Raw genomic sequence first — 12,538 nt, 5'->3', positions numbered from 1 at the left:
ATACTTTTATTTCATTTTACCATTTTATAATAACTTTTTCAATATTTTTCTATTCTTAATTTAACAATACAAAAACACAGTTAAACTGTCCTTTTATTTTAAGTATAAAAATATTCCGATAAACTGGAATATACTTCCCCCTAGAACAAAGAGATGCCATATAGCATGGTTGAAAGGAATTTTCTTGTTTACATAGAATACTACTCCTACTGTATAGGATATTCCTCCTGCTAGTAACCATAAGAAGAACTTAAAATCTATTGCATCTAATAATGGTCTTAATGCAAAAACAACCAACCATCCCATAGCCACATATAAAAATAATGATATTTTTTTGAACTTTTCCATATCTTTCTTACTTAATAGCTTTATACTTACACCAACAGCCGCTAAAACCCAAACTGTAAACAATAATAAATACTTATGCCATCCATTTAAACTTAGAAGTGCTATTGGAGTATATGTTCCAGCAATAAATAAATATATTGCCGAATGATCAAGTACCCTTAAAACCTTCTTTATCTCTTCAATCCTACAACTATGATAAAGTGTAGATGTTACATATGAAGTTGTTGAACAAATCCCGTAAACAGCAAATCCAACAATTGAATTTATATTTTTTGCCCAAAATGCATAAACAAGTAAAATAGCTGTACATATAAGACTAAAAACAATACCAATTCCATGTGTTATACTGTTTGCAATTTCTTCTTTTATTGAGTATTTGTTTGTTAATAAATTCTGATTGTTATTATTCATCAAATCCCCTCCTTTAGAAATTCACCTATACATTAAATATTCCCTAAAAATTTAATAATATCTCAAACATTTGCTAAAAATCATAAGGTCCTTCTTATATGATATCACTCTCTTATCCCTTCTTCAATAATTTTCCATAAAAAGGTTCGGATGAATTTTATATATATTAAAAAGGAAAATAGAGCAATGCTATATTGCTCTATAATGGAAAAAATCATTTAATATTCACATTACTCTGTTAGGGCAGAGTTTTTTCATTTGTATCTTAAATATTTATATTATGAAGTTATCACCTTATTAGCGTCTTGGGATACATCTTTTTTAGCAACAAGATATATACCAAAAGCAATCAATATTCCACCTAAACATTTTCCTAATGAGAATGTGTCATAGAATACTATATCCATAATTATTCCACAAACCAGTTGTCCCACAAACATAAGAATTGTTGCAACTAATACTGGTATTTTAGGAAGTACTATATTACATAACCCTGTTATTCCTACTCCTACTATGCCACCAAAGAATGCATATACCGGAACTCCTTTTAAGGAAACAAACTCTACAATATCCATTGATATACCTAGTCCAAGAACCACAGAAATAAGTATAAATCCTGAAGTAAAATTGATTAACACACCTTGTGCAACACCAACTTTTTCACCTAACTGCGCATTCATAGAAACCGAGAAAACCGTTAATATTCCTGCAATAATCGCTAAAATAATATACATTCATATCACCCCTTTCATAATCTCTAAAGAACCACCATAACAAATATTCCTAGCATAATAACTGAATATCCTAAAACCTGATTCTTATTGAATTTATAGACCTCATTACCAAACAAACCAAAATGATCTACAATTGATGAAAAAAGCATTTGTCCAAATACTCCACAAGCTACTGTTAATGATAACCCTATATTGTTAACTGTTAAATTATTCATAGTTACCATTACAACGCCTATCATTCCTGGAAAAAGCAAATATTTAGGTACGTTTTTTATTGAATTCAACTTTGTCTTTTTTATCTTCATAAAAGTTACAATAGTTATTATCCCTATAATATGAATGAATAATATCGCTTGGCTATTTCCTAATTTTGATGAAAGAATACCATTAAAAGTAATCATAATGGAAATTAAAATTCCAATAATAATGGAATAAGAGTAATACTTCTGCTTCATAAATGCCTCCTTTATTTTCCTGTCATCTCTTCTTCATCATTAGACTAACATATAAATTAAGTGTATAATATGACATATGTCATGTTTTTAAAAAATAATTATAATTAGGTGATTTAATGAATATTATCAATGATAAACGATTAATTAAAGAGTATGTGAGTAAATATTCAATAGATAAATTCTTTTCAAATGATATGATGGAACATTTCGTATTACATAAATATAATACTGGGGACTTTTTATGTTTAACAGGAGAACCCTTTGATTACCTTCAATTTTTAGTAAAAGGCAAGTGTAAAATCTCTATTTTCCTTAGAAATGGGAAATCACTTTTACTAGGTTTTGGCTCTCCATTAACTTTAATTGGAGATCTAGAAATTGCAAATAACACCTTATATGATTGCAATTTACAATGCATTGATGAAATCCATTGTGTAAGCATTCCAGTTAAAATAATCAAAGAGTATTGTAACAATGATCCAATTTTTTGGCATGAGATTTGTAAAAGTCTTTCTAGAAAACTAATAACAGCTTCTACAACGCATTCTATTAATCTTCTGTATTCATTAGAAAGTCGTCTTGCCAGTTACTTAATTGCAATCTCATCATCTTATAATAAAAATAAAACTAGATCAATTGATATTCAGACTTCAAAGTTATCTGATATCGCCGATCTTTTAGGTACCAGCTATCGACACCTTGCAAGGACTATAAGTAAACTCTGCGAAAAAGGGATATTATCTAGATCCGGAAAAGCAATTGTTGTTGAAGACTATGAAGCACTATCTGAACTAGCTGGAGACATTTATATATAAAAGAAATGGAGAATTGAGAATGTAGAATTGAGAATGATTGACATTTCTCTTCGAGAAATTTAAAATGTATCGCTCCTTGGACAATAACTTTGTTACTCGTTTCATATTGAATGAAACATTGTATTTTAAATATAAAAAACTTGCACATTTTACTCACCTTTGCTTAAGATGAATGTACAAGTTTTTTATGTTATTCTACTATAATTTTATCTTTGACTATATCTAATATCCATTTATTATTTCTTAATTAATTATGTTTCATCTCACATTAAGGCAATCTGAAATCTCTACCTTTTAAATTATCAAAATAAGACTTTACCGGTGAATAATCAGTTATTTCATTTCCACGCAACCATAATTCAGTTAAGTTTGTTAAATTTTTTAAAGGCTCTATGTCAGTTATTTGATTATTATATAAATCAATCTTATTTAAATTAGTTAGATTACTTAAGGGCTCTATATTGCTTATTTGGTTATCATTTATCCACAATCTAGTTAATTCACTTAAATCGCTAACTGGTTCTATATTAACTATTTTATTAAAAGATAACCATAATTCAGTTAACTTACTTAAATTACTTAATGGCTCTATATCACTTATTTCATTTTTTATTAATACTAATACAGTTAAGTCATTTAGATTTTTTAAAGGCTCTAAGTCTGTTATTTGATTGTTGGATAACTCTAATTTAGTTAAATTAGTTAAATTTTCTATACCTGAAATATCTTTAATTCCTTTTTGACTTGCATCCAATTCAGTTATTTTCTCAACATCACTTTTCAAAATATCCTCAGTAGGTTTATTTATACTTTCTCTTATTACTTCTTCTAACTTTTTATCTGTAAATGTTATTATATTATCCTTTAAATTTTGATTTTCAGTTATTTGATTATCTTGATTACTACTACAGCCCACTAAAAATATCATTAACACCAGTACTAAAAATTTTCTCAATTCTCCATCCTCCATTGTCCATTATTATCTTCTTCTCTCTTGTTTTCTCTTGTCCCAAAAACCATAAACCAGTAAACAACAGTTAATACACCAATAGCAATAATAAATATTCCGTTCCCATAAGGAATTTTCTTAGACAAATAATGCACTCCCATTATTACTCCTACTAATAACATTTTTGTTAAAGTATTTCCGAAACTCTTTGCATTATTAGTGGTATATCCATTTGAGAAAGGCATATCTTCAAATAATTTTCTGTAACAGAATAAACTGATTGCATTTAGAGCCATGAACATTCCAAACATATCTGGAAGAACCTTTACTCCCCCTATTGCAGTAAAAACCACTGTATATGCTAAAAATATTGTGTAGAAGAATTTTACTATAAAGCTTTTAAATGCTCCTTTTTTAACAATATTCTTATTTTGAATAGGCAATACATCATATATCCATGCACCCTTATATTTTTCGCTATAGGATAACATAACCACCATTGGAGTCATCATCATTATTCCAACATACCCCATAAGATGTCTTGAATTTTCATAGAAATTAGCTAGAAACGCTTGTATTCCAACACCTCTCAAGCTATTTAACATGAATATGAATGGAAAAATAAACGCCATTGCCATTGAAGGATAGATTGATTGTTTAAATTTCCTATCCCTCCTAAACATGTTTGTCGTAAACTCAAAAACTGCTCTTTCTTGAGAGTCTCTGCAGAAAATTCTTGCTACCAATCCACTACTGTTTTTCTTACTTGTTTTTATTTTTTTCTCTTTTTTATTTTCAATTGTAGTCATTTTATATAAACTATTTTCAAAATGAGGTACAAGTATCTTAGAGTATATAACAACTGCGATTATTGGCAAAATCAATGTCCATATAGAGAAAAATATACTTATTGAGTTAACCTCTCCTCCAGATACTATATTTATTGGAGCTGAAAAGACTATACTAGGCAAGAAGAACTGCCACCATTTGAAACTAAATAAAACCTCTGTATCCACAAATTCAAAAACTCTTCCTAAAAACTGATAGCCTATAACAACGGTGATACTCATAACTATCTGAACATAATTAATTATATCCTTTAACTTCTCTCCACTAAAGAATCTAAGAAATACAAAATAAAATAGCCCAGTAAACAATATAATTGCTATATCTGCAATTATTAGATCTAAAATAAATATTAAGCCCACTACAACTCCATCTTTAAAGAAGCTCACAATAGTCATTGGACCTGCAAAAACTACTGTTATCATTGACAAATAAATAAATATATGAATAAATCTAGCTGCATTTACTGTCTTGTCATTTATAGGTTTACTTCCAAGAAGCTGCTTTTCCTTGAGATCCAATAATACCGTTGAAAAATCTGATATCATACTCATTGCTATCATAAAAATTGTTATACCAAGACAAACACTATATCTATACATCAACGGAAGTGGAGAAACCATAACTAGCGCTATAAAGATTCCTGTTATCAAATAACCCACAAGTGACGCGGCGAAATAATTCCTCTCTTTATTTTCATTTTTTTTATTTTGCATACTACTCTGTACAGTTTGTCTTCTAGTATCAAGCGTTAATTTTATTTGAAGTATCTTCCTCATAACCTCATAATTAACACCCATTTTGATAAATATCCACTTGAATTTATCTAGTATCCTTAAACTCATAAAATTCTTCATGAATTACTCCCCCTTTACTGCAGTAACAAACTCTTCAGCCTTACTACTGTGATCATTCACACCAGTAATATCAGTAAATATGTTTTCAAGAGATTCCTCATGATTAGCTTTCTTTAACTCTTCAAAAGTCCCATCAGCAGCTACTTTTCCATCATTTAAAAGAACGATTCTATTACTTATTTTCTCAACAACATCCATAATATGAGAAGAATAAAATACAGTTTTCCCCATAGATGCAAGTTTTGTTAATACCTCTTTAAAAACCATAACACTATTTGCATCTAATCCACTTATAGGCTCATCTAGAAATAGAATATCAGGGTCATGTATCATACTGCAGGCTATGAGAAATTTCTGTTTCATTCCCTTTGAGTATGATTCTATCCTTGAATTATAAGCATCATCTATACCGAATACACCCATTAACTTCAATGTCTTTTCTTCAACTTCTTTCTTGTCCATTCCATATACAACACCAATAAATTCACTATATTCTTTTGCAGTCAAGTTATCATATATATCTGGTACTTCTGGAACGTACCCAATTTTTTTCTTATACTCAACAGATCCATTTTTAATATCCTGGCCAAATATCTTTACTTCTCCATCAAATTCTTTAACAAGCCCTAACATAATTTTTACTGTTGTACTTTTACCAGCTCCATTAGGACCTATATATCCTATGATCTCCCCTCTATGCACTTCAAGATTAATCCCTTTTAAAACATTATTATTTCCATAATTCTTAACCAAGTCTTTTATTGAAATAATTGGTTCCCCTTTCATAATTATCTCCTCCAACAATGTAATATAATTCTTCTAAACTTTATTCCATTATATACTAAATATTGTTTTTTTTAAATAAAAAACAATAACCCACGAGATTCTTCTCTCATGGGCATATGCTTTTTTACTCATAAATAATTTCTATTACATCTTCACCTATCTTTTTAGTTCCTAAGTTAGTTTTAAGTTTCTTTATTTCCATTCCTTTGGTTACAACCATAACAACAACATCAGATTTACCTTTTTCTTTTATTAGCCTTCTATCAAATTTAATTAAAGGATCTCCAACTTTAACAATATCCCCTTCTTTTGTTATTCTATGAAAGCCTTCTCCTCCAAGTTCAACTGTATCAATACCTATATGAATTAGTATCTCTATTCCCTCTTTAGTTTTCAAACCCACAGCATGATTTGTATGAAAAATCATTTCAATCGTTCCTTCAACTGGCGAGTGAACCACCTCTTCTTTTGGCTTAATTGCAATACCATCACCTAACATTTTATTTGAGAAAACATGGTCAGGAGTTTCATTAATATTAATGTATTCTCCTTTCATAGGAGCTTTTACATTAAGTGTTTTATTCTTTTTAAATAAATTAAACATATGATCTCACCTTTCCTATATTTATATAAGAATAATATATTCTATATATAATCTGTAGGTTATTATCACCGTGCTTCATTATACCAGTAGCCCCTATTTCTTTCAACCTACCTTCTTGTACTTTTTATTTATTAATATAATAAAAAACATCTCATAATTAACTTATGAAATGTTTTCTATAATTTAATAATTATTTTTCCAAAATTCCCTGTTGCTTATATCTATGCTAAGATCAATATATGCATTGTCTTTCCCTATAAGTTTAATTCTATTTTCTCCCTTTAGGATTTTTATCTCACTTACTAAACAGTCTACTTGATCATTTTCATGTTCAAGTAAAGTAATAACCTTATTATCTGGAGTAATTAAAACTACTTTAAATTTTCCCTCACTGGATTTAGTATCACATATTACTGTCAAAGTCTCATCTTCTAAAGCATCGTATTTCCCAATTCTATAAGCACCTTTAAGATTTATCTTTATATTTAATGTATTATCAATTGTTTCTTTTTCTACTTCCCCATTAATACTGCAATCATTGGTGTGTTCAGCAATCACCTTATTTTTATTATATATCCTATTATGATCATTAAGCAGGAAATCTCTTCGTAAAACTAATGCTAAATTTATGGCACTTAAAATTAACACACCTATCAATACAAATTTCAATTTCTTTTTCACAATATTTATCCCCCTAAACACATTACATAATTAACCTATTATGTATATATTATCGTTAATATTACTAATTATACAATATATTTAATATATGTTAAACCCCTTAAGCATGTCTTACTTCTTTTCTCTAAATAATATAACTAATAAAATTGTTAATGGAACTGACCACACTAACCCTATACTTCCAGCTAGAGCTGTAACTATTTCAGACATCATCATATCAAGATTAATAATTTGAGTGTAACTTGTGTTAAGTACCATCAATAATAGTATTAATTGTATTGCTCCCCCTACATAAGCTAAAATTAGTGTGTTTGACATAGTTCCAATAATATCTTTTCCTATATTCATCCCAGACTTCATCAATTGTTTTGGAGTTATATCACTCTTTATATCCATCATTTCATAAAGGGATGAGGTGATCGATATACATACATCCATTACAGCCCCTAATGCACCTATTATTATTCCAGAAAATAGTATACCTCTGAAATCTAAATTAAGATCCTTATAAGTGAAAGCAATAGTTTGAGCGTGTTCACCAGCTAGTCCAGTTACATATGCTGATTTTCCAACAATCATAGCAATAACGCCTGCTATTGTAACTCCCCCTAGTGTTGAAAGTGCTGCTGTAATAGATTTTCTATTTATTCCGATTAATAATATCAAAGAACATGAAATGATTATTCCACAACTAATTAATGTCATTATCACAGGATTATACCCTTTTAATATGGAAGGAAGCAATCCTTTGATAATTACTATTCCAGTTATCACAAGTGAAACTATGGCATTTATCCCTTTAAGTCTACCTACAAGAAGTATTGAAATCACGAATAAGCCAATTAATAAGTACGCATAGTTTTCTCTAGCTCTTTCATATATATGAATGCTTGTAACTTCCCCATACTGATCTTCAGTCATATTTACGATAATCTTTTCTCCTTCTTTAACAACAATATAATATACTTCTATTATTTGAATAGTATTTCTAATTTTAAACTTTTCCCCTTTATGAATTCCATCTAATATCTCAATATCCATCTCTTGCTTTCTTAGATACTTCTCATAACCATCTGGTTTCTCTTTCACATCTAAATCATCATAATGAATTTTTAAGACTTTTGCCTTAGCCAAATTATACGTATCTTCCATACTCTTATTATCAACTTCTGGCAGTTTACTATTTAATGATGTGAAGAAACTCAACCCTAAAATTAAAATAATTATAACCAAACATACCTCAAGTATTTTTTTCTTCTTCATACAAATATCACCTATTTAATGTTTAATTAGTATGAGGCTGTTCAACTGAACAGCCTCATTAAAAAGTTAATTACTATAACCTATATTATTTATTTTTCTAATAATTCTTTAACATGATCAACTGTTACAGGAGCAACATTAGGAGTTCTTCCATCTTCTGATCTAGGAATTACAATCTTGCCTTCGTTGATTAACTCAACAGCTTTAGCTCTCATTTCCTCATCCCAGTTGTTTCCGATAATTGACCAGTTCATTTCAACTTCTGGAGTTATTACTCCATTCTTTTCTTCAACAATGTATTTTCCTATAAGATCTCTGATTCTTCCATCTCCAAGACCATACTTTAAGTCGTCTGATCCTCCAACTTTCTTTGGAAGCTCATCTCCTTCTTGGAATACTACACCATGCTTTAATAAATGAGAGTTAGCTCTGTAGTTGTTTACTGCAACTAAAAGAACATCCTCATCTTTTACTTCTTCACCATTTTTCTTTAAGTTAACTATTCTGTTACCAGCTTCTTTTGTTACATCAACATTATATGTTACACCATCAAACATATCGTAGTTGTAGAATCTTACATTCTGATCAAATGAGATTGTTAAATCTCCTTCTTTGTATGTGTTATAATATTGAGCTGACCACTCCATGTACTGCTTTAACTGTTTACCTGTCATCTCTAATACATATAGAGTATTATCGTACTTGTAAATTAATGCAAGATCACTCTTCTTGATTGGTCCTGCCATTACATTTTGATCTGCTCTGAATAATGCTGCAGCTGAAACATCAATGTCTTTTCCAGCAATCTGCTTACCAAAGAACATTTGAACATCATTAACTAATTGAATAGCTGAAGTAGGCTCTAATTGAGCTCTTGGAATATCTTTGATTTCATTCTCAGCTACAAGATTTCCTTCTTTTAATTCACCAATTAACATGTTTGCATCATCAATTGCTCTTTGGTTGTATGAGTCAAGAGCTTTTTCTAATTCTTTATCCGAATCATAATCTACTTCTTTATCTTTACTATCATACATGTAGTATAACGCTGAATTAACATCTGTTGCTTTATCTTTAATTATGTATTTTCCATCTTCTTTTGTGAACTTAATTGTAATTTGTCCTAAAGCATTAGCATATTTGTAAGGCTCTATCATTAGAACACCATTTCTCTTAACTTCATCAGTTGCTTCATCAGATGAATAAACTTTCCCATCATAATAGTAATCACCAACAATTTTGCTATGTGCATGTCCTGTTACGATAGCTGTTAATTCTGGGAAATTCTTAGCTATGTCAATAGCTCCTGAACCTTCAATTCCATATTGACTCTCTTCTCCCATGTGGTTTACTGCTATTAATACGTCAACTTTATCTTTTATTTCATCAATTACTTTTCTAGTTTCTTCAATAGGATTTGTTACTGTGTAACCTTTAAGGTTAGCAGCATCCCAGTTAACTATATTAGGTGTAACCATTCCTATTATACCAACTTTAACTCCTGCTCTTTCAATTATTGTATAAGGTTTAGCTATTCTTTCTCCGTCAGGATTGTACACATTACCACCAAGTGTTTCTCCTTCAAATTGCTCAATAACCTTTTTCAGAGCTGGAACACCATAGTTAAATTCATGGTTACCAATTGACCAAACATCAAATCCCATTTTATTCATTGCTAAAATCATTGGGTGAATCTCATCATTTAAGAATAATGCCGATGAGTTATCTTGAATTGTATCACCATTATCAACAAGAATTGTATTAGGATTTTTTTCTCTTAATTCATTTACTGCTGTTAAAACTTGAGTTAAACTTCCCTTAGTGTATGAAGCATTAACTGCATAATCATAAGGCATAAATCTACCGTGAACATCTGATGTTGCTAAGATTTGAACCTCAACTACACCGTCTTCTGATTTCACTTCTTCTTTCTTTGTTACATCTTTTACTTCATTTTTTACTTCTGCTGAATTTTTCTCAGTAGAACAACTTACAAAACTTGTAGCTGTAACTAAAAACATAAGCGTCATAAGTATTGCTGAAATTTTACTTTTGTTTAACTTTAGCATCTTTTGTACCTCCAAATAATATATCTGTTAAACTGGCTTAGCCATAATAGACAACTACAAAAAATAATTCGTCAAAACTAAATGACGAATTTTTTCTAAATAAATCTATTTTGGCTTTTTTTGCCTCTAATAATATAACACATTTATTTATTTTATTAAAGAACTATTAACAAAATATTACTAAAAGTTTTCTAAAACATTTCTATATTAGCATTTATTTCTTAAAATATTGTTAATTTATTTAATATGTATAAAAAATTTCATATGCAAATTTTCACCCTTGTTTTTTGCATAATTATTCATTATAATATTATTTATGCACTTTAAAGACAAACTGAAATTTACGAAAGGATGATTTCTTAATGAATAAACTAAAGAACAATAAATATAATTTTTTATCAATTTTAAAATTCATAATTCCCTCTCTAATTGGTATAGCGCTATTTACTACACCAATTAAAACAGCAGACGGGGTATCCATTCCAGTAGCTCTTATATCTAATATGCTGCAGGATATTTTAAGTAGTTCACTCCCTGCATTAATCACTGCTTTAATAACTATATCTGCAATTTTTACTGTTATATATAAGCTATTTAAGCTCAATTTCATATCCAATAATGAATATTTATGCAAACTACTTAATGTATCTCCATTTTGGACATCCATGAGAATTATTGGTGCTATATTCTCAATTTTAGTATTTACAGAAGTAGGTCCTACTGCAATTATATCTGAGAATACTGGTGGATTATTATTATCAGGATTAATGCCAACTTTATTTTGTATATTTTTATTAGCAGGTATGCTCCTTCCATTACTTTTAGATTTTGGATTAATGGATTTATGTGGTGCTCTTATGACAAAGATAATGAGACCAATCTTTACTTTACCTGGGCGAGCATCTATAGATTGCTTAGCTTCATGGTTAGGCGATGGAACTATCGGTGTACTTTTAACAAGCAAACAATATGAGGATGGATTCTATTCAAAGCGTGAAGCTGCGGTAATCTCCACTACTTTTTCTGCAGTTTCTATTACATTTTCTTTAGTAGTAATATCTCAAGTAGGATTATCCCACTTATTTATACCTTATTATGGAACTGTAATATTATGTGGTGTAATTACTGCTATAATAGTGCCTAGAATACCACCTCTAAGTAAAATAGATGATACTTATTTAATTGATAATCATAATGAAAAATCAGAATCAAAAAATAACCTTACTATAAACCAAGGTTTTAACAAAGCTTTGGCAACAGCAGAAAATTATAAAGGTATTAAATACTTCTTTAAAAGCGGTTTAGAAAATGTTATTGATATGTGGTTAGGAATACTTCCTGTAGTTATGTCAATGGGTACTATTGCATTAATAATTGCAGAATATACTCCTGTATTTAAAATACTTGGATTACCATTTATTCCTCTACTAAATCTTCTTTCTATACCGGAAGCAGCAGCAGCTTCTCAAACTATACTTGTAGGATTTGCTGATATGTTTATACCATCAATAATTGCTGCAAATATAAGCTCAGAAATGACGCGCTTCATAATAGCTGCTTTATCAGTAACTCAATTGATATATATTTCAGAGGTAGGTAGTTTAATACTTGGATCTAAGATTCCAATAAATTTCAAACAATTATTTATAATATTCATTGAAAGAACACTAATATCGTTACCTATAATAGCCCTTGTTGCTCATATTATCTTTTAAAATGA

Annotated in this window: 12 protein-coding genes; 2 read left to right on the top strand and 10 right to left on the bottom strand. The window is 29.3% G+C overall.

The features are described 5' to 3' along the window. Window positions 1-93: 93 nt before the first annotated feature. The 3 genes from trhA to OW730_RS10655 form a co-directional block, all read right to left on the bottom strand. Window positions 94-759 (bottom strand): PAQR family membrane homeostasis protein TrhA, encoded by a 666-nt coding sequence (trhA, locus tag OW730_RS10665; protein ID WP_271229003.1) that lies wholly within the window; start codon window positions 757-759, stop codon window positions 94-96. 278 nt (window positions 760-1,037) lie between these two features. Beyond that, window positions 1,038-1,493, bottom strand: coding sequence for a DMT family transporter (locus OW730_RS10660; RefSeq protein WP_271229002.1), 456 nt, complete (start codon window positions 1,491-1,493; stop codon window positions 1,038-1,040). 23 nt (window positions 1,494-1,516) lie between these two features. Next, window positions 1,517-1,948 (bottom strand): DMT family transporter, encoded by a 432-nt coding sequence (locus tag OW730_RS10655; RefSeq protein WP_271229001.1) that lies wholly within the window; start codon window positions 1,946-1,948, stop codon window positions 1,517-1,519. Window positions 1,949-2,064: 116 nt separating this feature from the next. On the opposite strand from OW730_RS10655, the gene OW730_RS10650 reads away from it, so the two are divergent. Continuing rightward, window positions 2,065-2,763: a helix-turn-helix domain-containing protein gene (locus OW730_RS10650; protein WP_271229000.1), complete on the top strand. Its 699-nt coding sequence runs from the start codon at window positions 2,065-2,067 to the stop codon at window positions 2,761-2,763. Window positions 2,764-3,031: 268 nt separating this feature from the next. On the opposite strand, the gene OW730_RS10645 is transcribed toward OW730_RS10650, so the two are convergent. The 7 genes from OW730_RS10645 to OW730_RS10615 form a co-directional block, all read right to left on the bottom strand. Then, window positions 3,032-3,718, bottom strand: coding sequence for a leucine-rich repeat domain-containing protein (locus OW730_RS10645; RefSeq protein WP_271228999.1), 687 nt, complete (start codon window positions 3,716-3,718; stop codon window positions 3,032-3,034). Then, window positions 3,715-5,415: a hypothetical protein gene (locus OW730_RS10640; RefSeq protein ID WP_271228998.1), complete on the bottom strand. Its 1,701-nt coding sequence runs from the start codon at window positions 5,413-5,415 to the stop codon at window positions 3,715-3,717. The genes OW730_RS10645 and OW730_RS10640 overlap by 4 nt, the downstream gene beginning before the upstream one ends. A 3-nt stretch (window positions 5,416-5,418) precedes the next feature. Next, entirely contained in the window at window positions 5,419-6,201 is a 783-nt protein-coding gene (locus OW730_RS10635) for an ABC transporter ATP-binding protein (RefSeq protein WP_271228997.1), read from the bottom strand. A gap of 124 nt (window positions 6,202-6,325) precedes the next feature. After that, entirely contained in the window at window positions 6,326-6,805 is a 480-nt protein-coding gene (locus OW730_RS10630; RefSeq protein WP_271228996.1) for a PTS sugar transporter subunit IIA, read from the bottom strand. A gap of 183 nt (window positions 6,806-6,988) precedes the next feature. Further along, window positions 6,989-7,486 (bottom strand): hypothetical protein, encoded by a 498-nt coding sequence (locus OW730_RS10625; protein ID WP_271228995.1) that lies wholly within the window; start codon window positions 7,484-7,486, stop codon window positions 6,989-6,991. A 111-nt stretch (window positions 7,487-7,597) separates the two neighbouring features. Continuing rightward, on the bottom strand, window positions 7,598-8,749 hold the full coding sequence (locus OW730_RS10620; protein WP_271228994.1) for a YibE/F family protein: 1,152 nt from the start codon (window positions 8,747-8,749) through the stop codon (window positions 7,598-7,600). A gap of 89 nt (window positions 8,750-8,838) precedes the next feature. After that, window positions 8,839-10,818 (bottom strand): 5'-nucleotidase C-terminal domain-containing protein, encoded by a 1,980-nt coding sequence (locus tag OW730_RS10615; protein ID WP_271228993.1) that lies wholly within the window; start codon window positions 10,816-10,818, stop codon window positions 8,839-8,841. Between the two features lie 362 nt (window positions 10,819-11,180). Here OW730_RS10615 and OW730_RS10610 point away from each other — a divergent pair, with 362 nt between their 5' ends. After that, window positions 11,181-12,533 (top strand): YjiH family protein, encoded by a 1,353-nt coding sequence (locus OW730_RS10610; RefSeq protein ID WP_271228992.1) that lies wholly within the window; start codon window positions 11,181-11,183, stop codon window positions 12,531-12,533. The last annotated feature ends 5 nt before the right edge of the window (window positions 12,534-12,538 follow it).

Origin of the sequence: Oceanirhabdus sp. W0125-5 (assembly GCF_027938815.1) — a bacterium.
In the GTDB taxonomy this organism is placed as follows: domain Bacteria; phylum Bacillota; class Clostridia; order Clostridiales; family Clostridiaceae; genus Oceanirhabdus.
Note: the sequence above shows the minus strand (reverse complement) of the source record. Positions and strands in the feature narration are given on the sequence as shown.